Source organism: Roseibium sp. (assembly GCF_039982295.1).
Lineage (GTDB): Bacteria > Pseudomonadota > Alphaproteobacteria > Rhizobiales > Stappiaceae > Roseibium.
Map to the genome: position 1 here is coordinate 118,075 of NZ_JBDWYP010000082.1, position 18,277 is coordinate 136,351.

The following is an 18,277-nucleotide window of genomic DNA, read 5'->3' on the forward strand; positions in this document are numbered from 1 at the left end:
ATAATCGCCACTTTATATCTCACAACACAATTTATACACAGATACATCTGCGGAAGTTTGTTGCCACCCTAGCGACAAGGGCCGCGAATCAATTATCTTTTACTTACTAAATCAGATGCAGCGGACCTCCCCTCGAGCACCCTTGTGCTCGCACCTTTCGGGGCCAGATCTCCACCCAGATCGGCCCCGTTTCTTTGCACACGACACCGCTCCAGACTTTCAACTTCGACACTCCTACATCCAATGCCGGATTGACAGGCCTGCGGAGCGCCGGTCTGATGCACTCAATCTCAGAGCCCGCTCGGCGACCTCCTTTTATTGGTGTTCTTGTGTCAACGCTTCTGCTTCATCACCCAACCTTCCTCGATCATCTAACGCCCGTAGGCCATCCCGAGCGCCCGGACAGACTGAGGGCAATTGACCGCATTCTTGAGCACGAGCGCTTTCAGCCCTTGGAGCGGGAGGCAGCACCGATTGGCCGGCGAGAAGACATCGCGCGCGCTCACCCCATGATCTATATCGACATGCTGCACAGGCTTGCACCTCAGGAGGGCCTTGCACGAGTCGACGCGGACACCACCATGTCTCCGGGCACCTGGGAAGCAATCTTGCGTGGGGCGGGTGGCGCGTGCCGCGCAGTCGAGGAGGTGTTTGACAAAAAAGTCACCAACGCATTTTCAGCGTCCCGCCCACCCGGCCATCATGCTGAAAAAGACCGGGCGATGGGCTTTTGCTTCTTCAACAACGTCGCGGTTGCGGCTCGTTTCGCCCAGACCCAATATGGCGCAGAACGCGTTGCAATCGTCGACTTTGATGTTCACCACGGCAATGGCACCCAGGACATTTTCTGGGCAGATCCAACCGTGATGTATTGTTCGACCCATCAGATGCCGCTCTATCCGGGATCAGGTGCCGCAAATGAGACCGGTGAGGCCAACACAATCGTCAACGTACCACTCTCCGCAGGAGATGACGGCTCAGTCTTCAAGGAAGCAATGGAAGCAGTCATTCTTCCCCGCCTGAGTGGCTTCGCGCCGGATCTGGTCATAATTTCCGCCGGGTTTGATGCGCATGCTCGCGACCCGCTTGGCAGCCTCAACCTTCTGGAAGCCGACTTTGCCTGGGCGACACGGGCTTTGATGAACGTGGCTGAAAAACATTGCGACGGCCGCCTCGTCTCCGTTCTTGAAGGCGGGTACGACCTCGAAGGGCTGGCACGCTCTGCCGCGGCACACGTTATGACGCTTATGACCGGCTGATCGCTTCTTCGGATCAATTGAGGATAGCACTTCGCAACGGTCCTCTACGCCTTGACCTCAGCCGCCAAGCCCGTAAGTGTCTAAATCCGTCATCAAAAACCTCTCGGATTAGCGCCATGACCAGCGAAACGACCCAGCCAGACCTTGCCTCTCTTTCCTTTGAAGAGGCACTCAAGCAGCTGGAAACGATTGTGCGAGAGCTGGAACAGGGAAATGTGCCGCTCGAGCGCAGCATCGAGATGTACGAGCGCGGCGCGACCTTGCGCAGTCATTGCAACAGCCTCCTGAAGGCTGCTGAGGCGAAAGTAGAGAAGATACAACTTGGGCAGGACGGACAAGCGGCCGGGACAGCAGATCTTGACCCCGAAAGCTGACCTCACACCTCTAATTTCCTCCGACTTAAAAACTCTCGCAACGTAATGTATACATTTTTACCGAGATCTCGCCGAATTGACCAGCTTTTCTCTTGCCAACAGCTGAGAAACTGGAAAATTATGCGGCATGGTTTCGATTACCGCACATGACGAATTCAGGGTGCTGGAGCGCGTTCAAGAATGCGCTGGCAACCCGTCGTTATGGCCTCAAACCCTGCAATGCGTCGAGCGGTCCCTCAAATGCCGCGCCTACATGCTTGAATTTGGCCCGAACAAGGAGCACACGGGCCGCTTTTCAGATGCAGCGCAGGCAAAGGAGCTGATCGATTTTCTGGACAATGTCCGGACCGAAGCGAACCGCACGGCCTTGCGCTTCCTGATCGACGAAGCCGCAGTCAACTATCCCTACTGCAAGGCTCAGCTGACGAACCGCAGCAAGGAAGTTTCCAAACAGGCGGTACCGGCAGCACACCCACTTGCCAATTGGCCCGGACTGATCACACCTGTTCTGCGATCGCGGGGCACCACAGTTCTGGTCGGCTGTCTCTGGTCGACCATCTCCATGGAAGAAGCTGATCCCGATTACGTGATGCCGCCCTTCAGGCGTTTCGCGAAGGCAGTTTCATCAGCCCTTGATGTCGCAGAGCGCTTTAGTGAAGCCGCCTCTCGCAAAGAGGCATTGCAGTTGATGGCATCGAGCCAAAAGAACGCAATGTGTCTCGTCGACGAAGATCTTTCAATCCACTTCAGCACGCCCTCCTATCGAGAACTGTTGAAGGACGGCCATATTTTCACCGTAAATGGAAATCGGCTTGTACCTACGAAAAAGGAACTCGAGACCGCGCTTACGTCGGTATCACAACAAGTGGGCGCCCCGTTCAGGTCAGCAGCAGCGACCGGACCTTCGCTCGAAGTGACGCCGGCTCCCGAACAGTCTGTTTTTGTCTCTGTTCATGACGAAGCATTGTGTCATGTCTCGATCCGCGGTCTCCGATCCTTCACCGACAGACCGGAGCTTGCAGAGAGCAATTTCATACTGGTGGAGGTCCGAAAGCCCCACAAGCTTTCCGAAGACCTCAAGGGGTTGCTGCGCTCCGCATTCGGCTTGTCGAATGGAGAAGCGCGGCTGGCTTACGACCTAGCCGTCAGCGGCGCTCTTGCTGAGACACTGGAAAATCTCGACATCACGAGGAACACCGCAAAGACACATCTGCGCCGAATATATGAGAAAACATCGACGCAATCACAACTTGAGCTTACGCAGTTGATACACAGCTTGAGCGGTCTTTTTTGAAAAAGGCCTGCCTTCCGCAGAGATACAATGGCCTCAAAACGATACAATGACCCGGGACCGCTACAGCCGCTCATAAGCAGCCGCACATAAAAAAAGGGGCCGTGAAACACGGCCCCAGTTGATCACTGTGCACGTGGCCCCATCGACCACACCAGCCTTTTATTCCACTTCCGGTTTAAATGCATCACCCATCTGGGTGACTAGGCTATCAATTCGACAACAACCTGATATTTTTGACTATCTTTTTGAAGTTTGATTTCGTTTACCGGATAAAGGAAGGCGTAAAAACGCCCGGTACCAAAGCTAGGTTTGCGCCCTATCTTTGCTTGGTGTAATCCTGCGCGCCAAATAGAATCTTCTGGAGCCGTACACAGCGTGACGTCCAAGCCCTCTACTCCCCTACTCGACAAGATCAATTGTCCAGCGGATCTGCGTCAATTCGAGGAAACCGATCTAGCTCAGATCGCCGACGAACTTCGTGCGGAGATGATCGACGCGGTTTCCGTGACCGGTGGACACTTGGGCGCGGGGCTTGGCGTGGTCGAACTGACCGTCGCAATTCACTATGTGTTCAACACCCCGGACGACCGCCTGATCTGGGATGTAGGCCATCAGTGCTACCCTCACAAAATTCTGACGGAGAGGCGCGATCGCATTCGGACGCTGCGGCAGGGCGAGGGTCTTTCAGGCTTTACGAAGCGGTCGGAAAGTCCCTATGACCCGTTCGGCGCTGCCCATTCCTCCACCTCCATCTCAGCTGGTCTTGGAATGTCCGTCGGGCGCGATCTCGCCGGCAAGGACAACAACGTCATTTCCGTAATCGGCGACGGGGCGATGTCAGCAGGCATGGCCTATGAAGCCATGAACAATGCCGGTCATCTCGGCTCGCGTCTTGTTGTCATCCTCAATGACAATGACATGTCCATTGCACCTCCGGTGGGTGCAATGTCGGCTTACCTTGCAAAACTCGTATCAGGCCCGACCTATCAATCCCTGCGCGATGCTGCCAAGAACATTGCAAAGAACCTGCCCAAACCGCTTCAGGAAAAAGCCGCACGCGCCGAAGAATATGCACGCGGGTTCTGGACTGGCGGAACGTTGTTCGAGGAACTCGGTTTCTATTACGTCGGCCCTGTCGACGGCCACAATCTTGAACATCTTCTCCCGATTCTGAGGAATGTGCGCGACACGCATCACGGACCGGTATTGATCCATGCGGTCACCCAGAAGGGCAAGGGATACGCTCCCGCAGAAGGCGCCAAGGACAAGTATCACGGCGTTGCCAAGTTCGACGTTGTGACCGGCAAGCAGTCGAAACCTAAGGCTAATGCGCCGAGCTACACCAATGTCTTCGCGACCTCTCTGGTGCGCGAGGCACAAGACGACGAGAAGGTGGTGGCGATCACCGCTGCCATGCCCGACGGGACCGGCATCGACCTGTTCCAGGAAGCCTTCCCGTCGCGGACGTTTGATGTCGGCATCGCAGAACAGCATGCCGTGACGTTTGCCGCTGGTCTGGCGACAGAAGGGTTCAAGCCGTTTACGGCGATCTATTCGACCTTCCTGCAGCGCGCATACGATCAGGTGGTGCACGATGTCGCCATTCAAGGCCTGCCAGTGCGCTTTCCGATTGATCGCGCGGGGCTCGTCGGCGCGGACGGGGCAACACATGCCGGTGCCTTCGATACAGCCTACCTTTCCTGCCTGCCCGGTTTTGTCGTCATGGCGGCGGCTGACGAAGTCGAACTTCGCCATATGGTCGCGACTGCGGTCGCGTATGACGAAGGCCCGATTTCATTCCGTTATCCCCGCGGCGAGGGTGTCGGCCTTGAGCTTCCCGAGCGCGGAACAGTTCTGGAAATCGGCAAGGGCGTGATCCGACGCGAAGGGACCAAGGTCGCACTGCTGTCCTTTGGCGGACGCATGAGTGAATGTCTTGCAGCTGCCGATGAACTGGATGCAGCAGGCCTTTCGACCACAGTTGCCGATGCGCGCTTTGCCAAGCCGCTCGATATCGATCTCCTCACCCGCCTGGCGAAAGAACACGAAGTTCTGGTAACGGTCGAGGAAGGCTCGATCGGCGGTTTTGGCAGCCACGTTCTGAGCCAATTGGCGGCGCTCGGACTTTTGGACAATGGCCTGAAAATCCGCACCGTGACGCTACCTGATGTCTATCAGGATCAGGACAAGCCGGACGTGATGTACAAAGACGCCGGCCTCACCTGTGAAGGCATCATGAAGCAAGTCTTCCTTGCTCTTGGTCCGGACCATTTGAGCTCTTTCCAGCGCGCCTGACACGGTATTTCCAGAGCACGAAACCGTCACTCGTGTATGCGGTTTCCGTCACTCGTCAGTATTCGATTGACAGACCCATTCAGGACTGAGAAAGCTGAAATTCAAGAAGATCTGCGTCGACGTTCCGTCGGCGCATTTTCTTTTGTCCAACTGCACCGAGGTGTTTCATGGCGCAGATGCTAGCTTCCGTTTCCGCCCTGTTGATTTCTGTCGCTTTGCTCATTCTCGGACATGGGCTGCAGTCGACGCTGTTACCGCTTGCCGCGAGCAACGCGGATTTCAGTGACCTGCAGATCGGTGCAATTTCCTCGGCCTATTTTATCGGGCTCGTGCTTGGTTGCCTTGGTGCACCGCTTGTCATCATGCGTGCTGGCCACATCCGAGCCTATGCTGCAGTTGTCTCCCTCATGTCCGCAGCCGCGATCCTGCACCCGATCGCCATTGATCCGGTCACATGGTTCGTTATCCGGATCATCTCGGGCTTTTGCCTTGCCGGCTTTTACATGATCGTTGAAAGCTGGCTGAACGAAAGCGCCACCAACGAGAACCGCGGAACGATCATGTCCATCTACGTCGTGATCCTGTTTGCCGCCATGATGGTGGGACAGGTTTCGATTTCAGGTATGGACATTACGTCTTTCATTCCGTTTGCCATCGCCTCGGTCACCGTAAGCCTCGCCGTTATCCCCGTGGCCCTTACCACAGCCAATCAGCCAGCTCCGATTACTCTTGTCCGTTTTCGACCGATCAAGCTTTACCGCAACTCGCCTGCCGCTCTGGTTTGTGCCCTGCTCATCGGCGTCGCGAACGGGGCCATCTGGTCACTTTCACCGCTCTATGGCTCCCAGATCGGCTTTTCGACCAATCAGTCGGCCGTCTATGCGGCTGCCGTGATTGCAGGCGGCATGCTCTCGCAATGGCCAGTTGGCCGGCTTTCGGACAGGATGGATCGCCGCCTCGTGCTGCTGATGCTCGGAGTGGCAACCTCGGTGGTCGCAACCGGCGTCGCCGTTTTGGCTCCTCAGGACTTTCAAACCGCAACGGCCCTGGCCGTTCTCATAGGCATCTGTTCGCAACCCGGCTACGCAATCGCGGTCTCTCATGCTTTCGACTACGCCGATCCCGAGGACTTCGTCGAAACATCATCGGGACTGCTGCTCGCTTTCGGGCTTGGCTCCGTCGCCGGCCCGATCTCTGCTTCGATCTTGATGAATCAAACAGGACCGTCGGGGCTCTATGTGCTGATCGCGTTCGTAAATGTAGTGATGGCCGCCTTCATCATGACACGCCTGTTTGCGCGCGGAGCCATCGATCCGGAGGAGAAGTTCGACTTCGAATACGCTGCAACCGCTCAGGTCGGTACTGTCATGTCGCCTGAACCGCTGGACGTTGACGCGCCCAACGTCATCCCGCCGGAAGAATTTCCAGCATATGACGATGAAATCTACAATCCAGAGACTGATGCCATTACCGAAGAGGTCGTGGCATATGAGGATCTCGAGGAAGCTGCTGCTGAAGAGGAACCAGGCAAGACTGACGAAGCGGCTGCCACTGACAAAGACTAGGGTCCGTTTACGCCCCTGTGGCAAAACACCCCTCGACGCCACTACAGTTTGCCATCATATTCCGCCCATGAACTCGCGCCCGAGCCTATTCCAGATGCTGCGGCAGGAACGCCACCCCTTGGCGGTCCTTGCCATGCTTGCGCTCGGCCTCAGAGTCACCGTCATCATGGTCGGCTTGACCATATCTCCCGGCGTAGCGGGAGAAAACCTCGGCATCCTGTGCCAGGCATCTGCCCTCGAGGAGGGCCGCTCGCTTCCGTCGGGCGGTCAGCACGACGCTGCCCATTGTATCTGCGGAACCGGGTGCGGCCACATCGGCCAGTTTTCGGCCACGCCTCAAAGCGCGGCTCACGCCATCGAAGCTGCCGACAATCGCTTTGCCTCGAGGCCTCGTTCACTTGACCATTTGGGCCCATCGACGCGCGCCGGGACGACCGGACCAATTCGAGCACCACCTTCCGTCTTGACCTGACACGACATCCGGCGCGCAAGCGCCAACAGCTATTTTCCAATCAGGATCAATGACACATGACGTCTCTGAAAACGCTGGCCACTGCGGCCGCCATCGCACTCCTGTCGGTTGCCGCGCAGGCTCACGACTACAAGCTTGGTGATCTGACCATCGATCACCCCTGGACACGCGCAACGCCTCCGAAGGCTGCGGCTGCTGGCGGCTTCGCTGAAATTCACAATTCCGGTTCAGAAGCCGATCGCCTGGTTTCCGCGTCCTCGCCGGCAGCCGGACGGACCGAAATTCATGAAATGGCCGTCACTGACGGCGTCATGACAATGCGTCAGCTCGAGAACGGGCTGGAAATCCCGGCCAATGGAACTGCCGTATTGAAGCCGGGAAGCTTTCACATCATGTTCATGAAGCTCAAGGCTCCAATCACCGAAGGTCAAAAAGTCCCTGTCACACTGACCTTTGAAAAAGCTGGCGAGATCACCGTTGAGCTTGCCGCAGAAAAGATCGGCGCAAAGGGCATGGATCACGGCGAAATGGATCATTCCAAAATGAAACACGGCGATCATGCCGAACACGGCAAGGACTGAAGGCAATATGTCTGGTTTGAAAGCGATACGTTACGGAGCTTGGGCGGCAGTTGCCGCCCTTGCAGTCGGAGCCGGTGTTCTCATCACGATGCAGACGGCAGGCAACAAGAATGCTGGAGCCCTGATCGAACCGCTCTCTGCGATCGGCGGACCGTTCGAACTCGTCAATGGCGCGGGCGAAAAGGTGAGCGACAAGGACATGGTCGGCAAACCCACTGCCTACATGTTCGGCTTCACCTTCTGTCCGGATGTCTGTCCGACCACGCTTTCTGATATGCAAGGATGGATCGACACCCTCGGCGAAGATGCCGACAAGCTGAACTTTGCATTCGTCTCGGTTGATCCGGAACGCGACACACCCGAAGTCATGCGAGACTATGTCGCTGCCTTCGATGAACGCATCGTCCCGCTGACCGGGTCGCGCGAGCAGGTTGACGCGATGATCAAAGCCTATAGGGTTTATGCTAAGCGAGTGCCTCTTGAGGACGGCGGCTATACGATGGATCATTCCGCCTCCGTGTTCCTGATGGATGCGAACAACCACTTTGTCGGCACGGTTGCCTATGGCGAAGCGGAAGACAGCGCCCTCAAGAAACTCCAGCGGCTGATCGAGAATGCTCCCGCCTCGTCTTGAGACCGGGCTCAATTCGAGACGAACAGAACCAGGGAGCCTCAGAGCAATGCACATGCCACTCTATCTGGGACTTGCGACCGGCGCGACGATGCTGATTGCAGCCTCGGGTCTATTGTGGCTGCGTTTCGGCGAGCGTGTCTACTTTGATCAGCTTGTTGCCGGCATCGCTGGCTGTTTTTGAGGCTCCAGGTTTTCCAGGGAACCAGGTTCGACTAAGACACGCGTCATGAGCAGCAAACAACGCCTTGATCAGCATCTCGTCGATCTGAAGCATTTCCCGAGCAGGGCGCGTGCGCGCGACGCAATCCTGCGCGGAACGGTTCAAGTGAATGGTACGCCTTGCCTGAAGCCGGCCCAGAAGATTGCCGAAACAGCTCAAATCTCTGTCGCTGACCCCGCAGCAGGTTATGTGTCGCGCGCAGCGTTAAAGCTGATTGCGGGACTGGACAGTTTCGGCGTTGATGTGTCTGATCGCATTTGCCTCGACATTGGCGCCTCGACTGGCGGCTTCACACAAGTCCTTCTCGAACGAGGTGCCGCCAGCGTTCACGCCATTGATGTCGGCCATGACCAATTGCATGAGACAATTTCCGCTGATGCCAGAGTTCGACGCAGCGATGGGTTGAACGCCCGTGAACTCACCCTCGCCGACCTTGATGGCAACCATCCGGAAATTCTGGTGTCGGACGTGAGTTTCATCTCCCTCAAACTTGCTCTGCCACCGGCGCTTGACCTTGCTGCACCCGCGGCTGCTGGAGTGTTCCTCGTCAAACCACAGTTCGAGGCTGGCCGTGACAACATCGGCAAGGGCGGCCTTGTGGATCCGGATATTGCAGAGGAAACAGCCCAGAACCTGCAGGAATGGCTGGCGGCTGTGCCGGGCTGGAGCGCAGGCGATCTCGTTCTCTCCCCGGTCAAGGGCGGCGATGGTAACGCCGAATGGCTCCTTTACGGGCGTAAAGACAGCTAGCAACGCGGTTTTCTCTCCAACGCTACGCCTACAGGAATTAGGCGAAGCTTTGGCGTCTTCCCTTGCAAGCGAGGACCCGGGCAGTTAACGCTGCCCGCATGAGGGATACAAATTTGACAATCGCGGAGTTGGGCCACCGCGGTGACGGCATTGCCCATAGTGAAGGCGGACAGGTCTATGTACCCGGCGCACTCCCCGGCGAGGAAGTGACCGCCGACGTCTCCAATGGTCGCGCGGCGAACGTCACCTACATCAAGACAAGCCCCGACCGCATCGAACCTATCTGCAAGCATTATGAAAGCTGCGGCGGCTGCTCTATGCAGCATCTTGCCGAGGAATCGTACCTGGATTGGAAGCGCGGCCTGGTCGTCAAGGCGCTGGCAGATCGAGGTATCGAGGCCGAGGTTTCACCGGTCGTGCCAAGCAATCCCGGAAGCCGCAGGCGTGCTGTGCTGACGGCAACCCGTGCTGGCCGCACGATCCTTCTCGGATATCATGAGAAGGCCAGCCACAAGATGGTCGACATCTCCGAGTGTCCGGTTCTGGTGCCCGAGATCATTGCAAGCCTTCGCGGACTGAAACGCCTTTGCGTTGAACTGATGCCGAAAAAGGGCGAGTTGCGTCTCAACATCCTCTCGACCAAGAGCGGCCTCGACGTTGCCTTTGACCAGGCAGACCGCAAGTACGAAAGCAAATTTGCCGCGCTGTCTCAACTCGCTGTCGAGCTGGGCCTTGCTCGCCTTACGATCAATGGCGAGACGCTTCTGGAAGCGAGACCACCTGTGCTCGACATGGGAGGTTTGACGGTTGTTCCGCCGCCAGCCGGCTTCACCCAGGCAACGTTGCAAGCCGAAGAAGCGTTGTGCGCACTTGTGCTCGATGGCCTCGGGAAGTCCAAAAAGGTAGCTGACCTCTTTGCCGGCGTGGGAACGTTTGCCCTTCGGATCGCCAAGAACGCATCCGTTCATGCTGTGGAGGGGGATGCTGCGGCCAACAAGGCGCTGGATAAGGCGCTTCGCGTTCCACGCGGTCTCAAGAAAGTCACGTTCGAGCGCCGCGATCTTTTTCGCCGACCTTTGATGAAGGCGGAACTGGCGAACTATGACACCGTCGTTTTCGATCCGCCGCGTGCCGGCGCGCAGGCTCAGGCAGAACAAATCGCTGCGTCCAAGGTCAAGACGGTGATTGCCGTCTCATGTAACCCTGCGACCCTCGCGAGGGACCTGCGAATTCTGATTGACGGCGGATATACGCTCCAAAAGGTAACACCTGTGGACCAGTTCCTGTTCTCGCCCCATATTGAGTGTGTCGCGATCCTGAAACGGGAGTGAACCATGACTAAGGCGAGCAACGCGTCAACAACCTCTGCGTCCTTTGAGGCGGCGATAGAGCCGCAACGAAGGCAGCGCAAGAGGCCGTCGCTTCGAAAGCTCGTCTCTCGTGCGGACTATGTCTGGCGGCAAGGAAACCGGCTGGCGCTTTATACAGCGCACTCCGAAGTCATGCGCCGGATGAACAAGCGCCTGCAGAAAGACCTTCCCAAGACACCAGCGCCTGTGCCGGAAGGGCCTGTCCCAAGTCAAAGGCGCATGCTGGCTGATATCGCCAGTCTCTTTGCCTCGGACCTGAAAGCCGTAGAGGCCGGCCTCTACCCGCCCCCCCGTGATGGACGCATGAGCCTTCGAGAGCTTGTGTCGACAAGCCGCGCCTTTTTCAAAGACGTGCCTGACGTTGCGCGGCGACGTGCGACCGGTTCCCATCAGGAAGTATTTGAAACCACAGACGGGTTTGCCGACGCACTGCCTCGGTATTATCAGCAGAACTTCCACTATCAGAGCGATGGCTGGCTGTCTGAAGACAGTGCAAGGCTCTATGACTTTCAGGTCGACGTTCTGTTCTCCGGCGCTACCGCTGCCATGCGTCGCCGCGCTCTTGTTCCTTTTGCAGAGATCGTGAAACGCAAGGACCAGCGCCAGATTGCCTATGCGGATCTGGCCTTTGGAACAGGTGGTCTTTTGCGCCCTGCCCTGGATGCCTTTCCGAGACTGAGTGGCATTGGCATCGACCTGTCCGAACCCTATCTGAATGTCGCCATGGAGCGCATCCCGACAAGACGCGCCAGCTTCATCAACGCCATGGCGGAGAAACTGCCCTTTGCCGACAACAGCATGGATGTCCTCTCCTGCGTTTTCCTGTTTCACGAACTTCCACCAAAGATAAGGCGGCAAGTGGTTTCAGAGATTGCACGGGTCCTGAAGCCGGGAGGGAGCTTCCTGTTTGTCGACAGCCTGCAGACTGGTGATGTGCCCGACTATGACGGCTTGCTGTCGCTGTTTCCGCAGCTCTTTCACGAACCCTACTACGCGTCCTATCTCAAGGAAGACCTGGACCAGATGTTCAAAAATGAAGGCATGCATCGCGGCTTTTTTGCGCCTGCCTTTGTGTCCCGTGTTGCTGCGTTCGTGAAGTAGCCCAAGGTCCGGGAACCTTGCAGCCGGGTGCCGAGATGCCCGAGCGATGGAACAGAATCCGCTTCCCGGCGTTTGCGATTGATAGCTTTCATCAGTCGGGAACCCAGGCTCCATGTTCGATTACCACGGCAATTTCAAAATGCCCGAGCGGCAGACCACGCCCGCGGGTGAAGTGCGACGTGTCGGCGTGGAGCTGGAATTTGCAGCGGTATCAGCCCGTGACGGAGCCACGCTTGTACATCAATTGTTCGGCGGTGAGATCGAGCGCCAGGATGCGCATCGCTTTGCAATCAACGAAACCCGACTGGGCGACTTTGTCTGCGAACTCGACAGCCAATATATTCACGGAGGGCTTGGCGGTCGCAAAAAGAGCCTGGACCGAGTGCTTGGCCAGGTCGAAAGCCGTGTGCAGGAGTTTCTTGGCGACGTGTCGTCCCTTGTCGTCCCCTGCGAGATCATCTGCCCGCCGATTGCGCTCAGTGAACTGAGTGACCTGAGCCTGCTCACGCTTGCCTTGAGAGAAGCGGGCGCAAGCGGTACCCGCGACAATCTGCTCTATGCCTTTGGCGCGCAGTTCAACCCCGAACTGCCGGACTTCTCCGGGGCCTATATCAGCAAGATTCTAAAAGCCTATATGCTGCTTTCGCCCTGGCTGCGCGGCGTGATCGACGTGGACAAGACGCGCAAGCTCACGGCCTTCGCTGATCCTTTCCCCAAAGACTATGTGCGCAAGATCCTCGCGCCGGCCTATGCACCGGACCTCGACCAGCTGATTGACGACTACATCCAGTTCAATCCGACCCGGAACCGGGAGCTGGATCTCCTGCCGCTTCTGTCTCATCTGAACCCGGAAAAGGTCGCGGCGGCCGTCTCGGATCCCTTGATCAAATCCCGACCCACGTTCCACTACCGGCTGCCGGATGCGCGGCTGGACGAGGAGGCATGGTCGATCGCCCTGGAGTGGAACCGTTGGTGTCTGGTTGAGGACCTCGCGGACAAACCTGACCTTCTGGATGCAATGGCGAGAGAATATCTGACATCATCCAATCAAGCCAATTGGGCCCTGCGCGCCAGCGAATGGCTGCTGCTCTCATGAGCGGGAAGCGAAAGAAACGGTCACGCATCGGTGTTACCACATCCCGTGGCGGCGGGCGTTACATGTGGTGGTTCTATTGGCTTGCCCTGAGGCTTTACGGCGCCGTGCCCGTACGGCTGCTCGCGCCGCTGGACCCTTCCGAGCTTGCCGGGTTTGACGGCTTCATCATCGGCGGCGGCGATGACATAAGCCCCGACCTTTACCGGGGCGATACGCTCATTGACGCACGACTCGACCCGGAGCGAGACGCGATGGAGCTGGCCGTGCTGGACCATGCGACGCCGCGCGACATCCCGGTGCTCGGAGTGTGCCGCGGAGCGCAGATGATCAACGTTCACAAAGGAGGCAATCTGCACCAGAATGTGCGGGAGGTTTACGCTGACCTGCCCCCCATGTGGACGCCCCTGCCCCGCAAGACCGTGACGTTTGAAGAGCCAAGCCGACTTGGCCAGATCCACGCCTGCGATTGCGTCCGCGTCAACAGCCTCCATAACCAGGCCATCGATACGACGGGCAAGAACATTCGGATCGTCGGGCGTGACGAGTTCGGAATCCCCCAGGCCTTTGAGGACACATCCGCCCGGTTTTTGATGGGCGTTCAGTGGCACCCCGAGTTTCTGCTCTATCGGCCCGCCCATCGCCGTCTGTTCAGAGCTTTCCTTGCAGCGGTTCGTGATCCCGGCTGTTTTCCCGGCACCTGAATCTTTCAGTGATACTGAAAATTTTTGTATGCAAGCCTTGCCAGGCTTGGGTCACCGGCTTAAATGGGTCTCATGAGACTGGATCATTGGCTCTTGGAGATGGGGGAAAGCCGGAGCGCATTTGCGCGACGCGCGAACCTGTCCGCCGCCTCCGTTACCGCCTTGTGCAACGACCCCGATGTGTGGGTGTCGCGGGACATGGCCCGCAAAATCGCGGAGGCCACGAACGGCGCCGTTACCCCCAATGACTTTCTCGGCCTTTCCACTACGAAGGAGCATCCTGTGTCCCAGGCCCGTGTCGCAGAAGCTATCCGCGCATTTGAACGTGGCGAAGTTGTCGTCGTGACAGATGACGACGACCGCGAGAACGAAGGCGACTTGATTGTTGCCGCTTCGAAAATCACTCCGGAACAGATGGCCTTCATCGTCCGACACACGTCCGGGATCGTCTGCGCCCCGATGACGGTGGCAGCCGCCCAAAGGCTCCGTCTCGATCCAATGGTGTCGCAGAACGACGCACCGCTGGCGACCGCCTTCACGATCTCGGTCGACTACCGCCAGGGTTTGACGACGGGCATTTCGGCCGAAGAACGCTGCTCAACGGTCCGGGCTCTCGCAAACCCCAATGTCGGCGCCGACGACTTTGTCCGCCCCGGTCATGTCTTCCCGCTGGTTGCCAAGGAAGGCGGTGTGCTGATGCGCTCCGGCCACACGGAAGCTGCCGTTGACCTTTGCCGACTTGCCGGCCTTGAAGAAGTTGGCGTCATCAGCGAACTCGTCAACGACGATGGCACGGTGAAGCGCGGCGACCAAGTCGCAGCCTTTGCCACCGAACACGAACTGAAGATGGTGTCCGTTTCAGACCTCATCGCTTGGCGTCAACGCACCGAACGATTGGTCGAGCGGATCAACGAGCAGCCGGTCGACACGATTGCAGGCCCGGCCTATGCCATGACTTATGAGACACCATATGACCCGATGCACCATGTCGCCGTTGTGTACGGCGACATCCTCGACGGGCGCAATGTGCCGGTGCGTCTGCAGTTGGAATCCGTACTGGACGATGTTTTCGGCCAAACCCAGCCGCTCGATACCACCATGCAGCTTTTCGCCGAGCGAGGACGCGGCATCGTTGTCTATCTGCGCGAAGGGTCGGTGGGCGTTGCCCGCCAGTCCAAGCGGCCCCGCACCGAGCTGGAGGCTGCCGAGCTGGAAGAACATGGCTCGGCCCAGGCGCGCGAAGAGCAATGGCGCGAAGTTGGACTGGGCGCGCAGATCCTGAAAGATCTCGGCGTCACCTCCATCCGCCTGTTGGCCTCCCGCGAGCGCCATTACGTCGGCCTCGAAGGCTTCGACATCAAGATAGAAGCCACGGAAATTCTGGATCAATAACCCGCTCAGAAGCCGTCTGTGAATAGCTCTCCGTCCCTGCGGCGGAGGGCTTTCTTGTCTTATTGCACCAGATCACGCCAACTACTATCCTGAGCAAGTTGCTCCTGGTCCACCTCGGGCCCTTCCATACCGATTTTCAGGATATTCAGATGACCAGCGGATTGTTTCGATCTGCCGCGGTACTTGGGCTACTTGCTGCCGTTGGACCGCTCGCCATTGACATTTATCTCCCTGCCCTGCCCGCGATTGAAGCAGACCTGAATGCAGGGATCGCATCAACGCAGATGACGCTGACGGCCTTCTTCCTGACCTTCGGCCTGTCGCAGATGGTGTACGGCCCGCTTTCGGATCAGATCGGACGCAAGCTGCCGCTTTATGGCGGACTTGTCTTGTTCATCCTGGGATCCATCAGCTGTGCCCTGTCTCCCACGATCGAATGGCTGATCGCCTCCCGCCTGCTGCAGGGCGTCGGCGCTGCCGTGGTCATGGTCATTCCGCGCGCCATCATCCGGGACATGTACACGGGCTATCAGGCAACCCGGCTGATGGCATTGGTGATGCTCGTGATCAGCGTTTCGCCAATGCTGGCGCCCCTGGCAGGCACCGGGATCATCGCAATCGGCGGCTGGCAAGCCATCTTCTATTTCCTCGCGGCCGCTGCCGTTCTCTCCCTTGTCGTCACAGACCGGGCGCTTCCGGAAACCCTCGCGCCGGAAGATCGGGTACCGGTCAACACGCGGTCTCTTTTTGCGGGACTCAAGGTTCTGCTGGCAGATCCGCTGTTTATGGGCCTGACCCTGATCGGCGGCTGCGGCATGGCAAGCTTCTTCGTTTTCATCGCCAGCGCGCCGTTCGTCTACACCGGCCACTTCGGATTGTCGGGTGTCGAATTCAGCCTCGCCTTCGCCGTCAACGCAATCGGCTTCTTCGCATCATCGCAAATCGCAGCCCAACTTGGTCAACGATTTGGCATGACGAGGGTCATCGTCTATGCGGTCACAGGCTTTGTCCTGATTGAACTCGCGCTTCTCGCCCTGACGCTTTCAGGCTACGGAACACTGCCGGTAGTCATGTTGTTCCTGTTCTGCGGCAACGCGTGTCTTGGTCTCGTCATTCCCTCGACCATGGTGCTCGCTCTTGATCATCACGGAAAAATTGCGGGTCTGGCATCCTCTCTTGGCGGAACCCTGCAGATGATTGCAGGCGGTTTGATGATTGCTGCAGCGAGCCCATTCTTCGACGGCACAGTGACACCTCTGGTTGCGGCCATTACCTTCTGTGCACTGGCAGCCTTCGCCTTGATGAAGCTCCTGGGCATCGGGAAAGAGACACCAACCAACGGGGCAAACGCCTAGAGGCGGCTCTCTTTATTGCCGGCCGAGGTTTTGACAAGCCTTCAGCGGCCTGGAACAAGGAAGCTCCAGCGTCCTCACAACAGGATATCAAGTCGCCTCATGCCGACAGACGTCAAAGATACAGGCCAGAAAAACCCAAGCGAACCCAAGCCATTTGCAATTGGCTACATCCGGTCGACAGGAGAAGCGCTTGTCATTGGCGGTCTGTTTTTCGGCTTTGGCTTCGTCGTGCTTGGCCTTTTCGGCGGCGTGAAACCTCTCGCGGCTCTCGCCATCGTGCCACTGCTGGTGTCCTTTTGGCACTATCCGATGATCGACCGTAGCCAGCCTCAGCTCGGGGCAAATGAGCAGGGTCTGTTCGTTGAGCGTATCGGATTTATCGATTGGGCCTCCATCGACAAGATGGCCCTTCATCAATCATCCGTGCGCAGCATCGAACTCGTTGGCCTGGAAATTTCGCTGACCAGCGCTTTGCCAGCCGCCGTAAATGAAAAGCACATGTTTCCGCTCTGGAAGTCGGTCATGACGCGGAACTGGAAATTATCCAGGCAAGCCGACGGTACTGATCACCTGACGATCAAATTGAACACGCTGGCGGGCGAGCCGGAGGAAATCCTGCAACGGCTGCAAGCCTATCGACCGGTCTGACTGCCAACCCAGCACGCATGCCGTGACTTCCAACAAGGCTTTTCGGCGGATCGAACTTTATGAGGTCTGGCAAGGCCTAAATTGGTTGCAAAGGCAGTTGTAGAGCGACGCCGGAGCGTGCACTGTGCGCCGCAAAGACATATGCCACGATCCGGCTTTCATTCGTTGGTCAGGTCAGGGCATCACACATCAAACTGGAGGAAACCATGCTTAAATCAGCTCTTCGTCTGAGCCTAGCCGCTGTCGCCGGCTTCGCTCTTGCCTTGCCTGCTTCGGCAGAAACGCGCATCACCTACAAGTCGGCCAAATCGAGCTCATCCTACTATCAGATGGGCGTCCAGATTGCCGAAGCCATGAAGGCAGGCTCGAACGGCGATATCATCGTAACAGTCGAGGAAAGCCAGGGCTCGGTCCAGAACGTCATGGAAACCCGTGCACGCGGCGGCGACTATGTGTTCACGACGCCTCCTGCTCTCGTTGGTCTGGCCCAGGGCGGCAAAGCCATGTTCGAAGGCAAGTCGAACCCGAAGTTCGATGAAATCCGTGCGCTGTTTCCGATCCCGTCGCTGACGATGCATTTCGTTATGTCGAAAGAAAGCGGCGCAACCGACTTTGCGAGCATGGAAGGCAAGACCATCCTGCTCGGCAAGGGATCTTTCGGAGCACGCGAAGGTGAGAAGTACCTCAAGCTCTTCGGCCTCGAAGGCAAGGTGGAACTCGCTGAAGTCGAGCTGTCCAACGCTGTTCCTGCTTTGAAGAACGGTCAGATCGACGGCTTCGTCACCGCCGGTTCCTGGCCCGCACCGAACGTCATCGAGGCAGCCGCCTCCACCGACGTGACAGTCCTCACGCTGACGGACGAGCAAATTGCACAGTCCAAGCGTGCGAAGCTGGTCATTCCCGCAGGCACCTATTCAGGTCAGGATGCAGATATCACGACCACGTCGCTTCCTGTCGTCGCCTATACGACAACTGCCATGGATGACGACACGGCCTATGCACTGACCAAGACCTTTTGGGAAACCAAGGCCAAGATGGGTGAGACTGCTCGCTGGTGGAACGGCGTCGATGAAGGCCTGATGGGCACCATCACGGGCAAGATCCACCCAGGTGCCCAGCGCTACTATGAAGAGGCCGGTTTTGCGCTGACCGACGCGCAAAAGTAAACCT

19 protein-coding genes are annotated in these 18,277 nt (G+C 57.8%); 18 read left to right on the forward strand and 1 reads right to left on the reverse strand.

The genetic code is table 11. The features are described from left to right. Positions 1-278: 278 nt before the first annotated feature. The 3 genes from ABJZ52_RS16510 (at position 279) to ABJZ52_RS16520 (ending at position 2,927) form a co-directional block, all read left to right on the forward strand. Positions 279-1,259: a histone deacetylase family protein gene (locus tag ABJZ52_RS16510; RefSeq protein ID WP_348188392.1), complete on the forward strand. Its 981-nt coding sequence runs from the start codon at positions 279-281 to the stop codon at positions 1,257-1,259. A 116-nt stretch (positions 1,260-1,375) separates the two neighbouring features. Next, positions 1,376-1,633 carry an exodeoxyribonuclease VII small subunit gene (locus ABJZ52_RS16515; RefSeq protein WP_348188396.1) on the forward strand — a complete coding sequence of 86 codons (258 nt, stop codon included), beginning with the start codon at positions 1,376-1,378 and terminating at the stop codon, positions 1,631-1,633. Positions 1,634-1,760: 127 nt separating this feature from the next. Then, complete coding sequence (locus ABJZ52_RS16520) at positions 1,761-2,927, forward strand: hypothetical protein (RefSeq protein WP_348188398.1); 1,167 nt, start codon at positions 1,761-1,763, stop codon at positions 2,925-2,927. 200 nt (positions 2,928-3,127) lie between these two features. Here ABJZ52_RS16520 and ABJZ52_RS16525 read toward each other — a convergent pair whose 3' ends face one another. Beyond that, positions 3,128-3,313, reverse strand: a complete 186-nt coding sequence (locus ABJZ52_RS16525; RefSeq protein WP_348188400.1) for a hypothetical protein — start codon at positions 3,311-3,313, stop codon at positions 3,128-3,130. Here ABJZ52_RS16525 and dxs point away from each other — a divergent pair. The 15 genes from dxs to ABJZ52_RS16600 all read left to right on the forward strand — a co-directional run bounded on the left by dxs (position 3,303) and on the right by ABJZ52_RS16600 (position 18,273). Continuing rightward, the gene (dxs, locus tag ABJZ52_RS16530; RefSeq protein WP_348188402.1) at positions 3,303-5,222 is read left to right on the forward strand and encodes a 1-deoxy-D-xylulose-5-phosphate synthase; all 1,920 of its coding nucleotides are present in this window, start codon (positions 3,303-3,305) and stop codon (positions 5,220-5,222) included. The two genes, ABJZ52_RS16525 and dxs, sit on opposite strands and share 11 nt — an antisense overlap. A 167-nt stretch (positions 5,223-5,389) precedes the next feature. Further along, positions 5,390-6,787, forward strand: a complete 1,398-nt coding sequence (locus tag ABJZ52_RS16535; RefSeq protein ID WP_348188404.1) for an MFS transporter — start codon at positions 5,390-5,392, stop codon at positions 6,785-6,787. 67 nt (positions 6,788-6,854) lie between these two features. After that, entirely contained in the window at positions 6,855-7,259 is a 405-nt protein-coding gene (locus ABJZ52_RS16540) for a hypothetical protein (RefSeq protein WP_348188406.1), read from the forward strand. 56 nt (positions 7,260-7,315) lie between these two features. Continuing rightward, on the forward strand, positions 7,316-7,840 hold the full coding sequence (locus ABJZ52_RS16545; RefSeq protein WP_348188408.1) for a copper chaperone PCu(A)C: 525 nt from the start codon (positions 7,316-7,318) through the stop codon (positions 7,838-7,840). 7 nt (positions 7,841-7,847) lie between these two features. Further along, positions 7,848-8,474 carry an SCO family protein gene (locus ABJZ52_RS16550; RefSeq protein ID WP_348188410.1) on the forward strand — a complete coding sequence of 209 codons (627 nt, stop codon included), beginning with the start codon at positions 7,848-7,850 and terminating at the stop codon, positions 8,472-8,474. A 46-nt stretch (positions 8,475-8,520) separates the two neighbouring features. Further along, positions 8,521-8,655, forward strand: a complete 135-nt coding sequence (locus ABJZ52_RS16555; protein WP_348188412.1) for a hypothetical protein — start codon at positions 8,521-8,523, stop codon at positions 8,653-8,655. A 45-nt stretch (positions 8,656-8,700) separates the two neighbouring features. Then, positions 8,701-9,444 (forward strand): TlyA family RNA methyltransferase, encoded by a 744-nt coding sequence (locus tag ABJZ52_RS16560; RefSeq protein ID WP_348188414.1) that lies wholly within the window; start codon positions 8,701-8,703, stop codon positions 9,442-9,444. Positions 9,445-9,557: 113 nt separating this feature from the next. After that, positions 9,558-10,775, forward strand: coding sequence for a class I SAM-dependent RNA methyltransferase (locus ABJZ52_RS16565; RefSeq protein WP_348188416.1), 1,218 nt, complete (start codon positions 9,558-9,560; stop codon positions 10,773-10,775). A gap of 3 nt (positions 10,776-10,778) precedes the next feature. Then, on the forward strand, positions 10,779-11,915 hold the full coding sequence (locus ABJZ52_RS16570) for a class I SAM-dependent methyltransferase (RefSeq protein ID WP_348188418.1): 1,137 nt from the start codon (positions 10,779-10,781) through the stop codon (positions 11,913-11,915). A 112-nt stretch (positions 11,916-12,027) separates the two neighbouring features. Continuing rightward, a complete protein-coding gene (locus ABJZ52_RS16575; protein WP_348188420.1) occupies positions 12,028-13,011 on the forward strand; it encodes an amidoligase family protein in 984 nt (327 codons plus the stop codon). Then, positions 13,008-13,712, forward strand: coding sequence for a type 1 glutamine amidotransferase (locus ABJZ52_RS16580; protein WP_348188422.1), 705 nt, complete (start codon positions 13,008-13,010; stop codon positions 13,710-13,712). The genes ABJZ52_RS16575 and ABJZ52_RS16580 overlap by 4 nt, the downstream gene beginning before the upstream one ends. Positions 13,713-13,784: 72 nt before the next feature. Further along, on the forward strand, positions 13,785-15,104 hold the full coding sequence (gene ribB, locus ABJZ52_RS16585) for a 3,4-dihydroxy-2-butanone-4-phosphate synthase (RefSeq protein ID WP_348188499.1): 1,320 nt from the start codon (positions 13,785-13,787) through the stop codon (positions 15,102-15,104). Between the two features lie 149 nt (positions 15,105-15,253). Beyond that, positions 15,254-16,459 carry a multidrug effflux MFS transporter gene (locus tag ABJZ52_RS16590; RefSeq protein ID WP_348188424.1) on the forward strand — a complete coding sequence of 402 codons (1,206 nt, stop codon included), beginning with the start codon at positions 15,254-15,256 and terminating at the stop codon, positions 16,457-16,459. Between the two features lie 99 nt (positions 16,460-16,558). Further along, complete coding sequence (locus ABJZ52_RS16595) at positions 16,559-17,107, forward strand: hypothetical protein (RefSeq protein ID WP_348188426.1); 549 nt, start codon at positions 16,559-16,561, stop codon at positions 17,105-17,107. 206 nt (positions 17,108-17,313) lie between these two features. Beyond that, positions 17,314-18,273, forward strand: a complete 960-nt coding sequence (locus tag ABJZ52_RS16600) for a TAXI family TRAP transporter solute-binding subunit (protein ID WP_348188428.1) — start codon at positions 17,314-17,316, stop codon at positions 18,271-18,273. Positions 18,274-18,277: the final 4 nt, after the last annotated feature.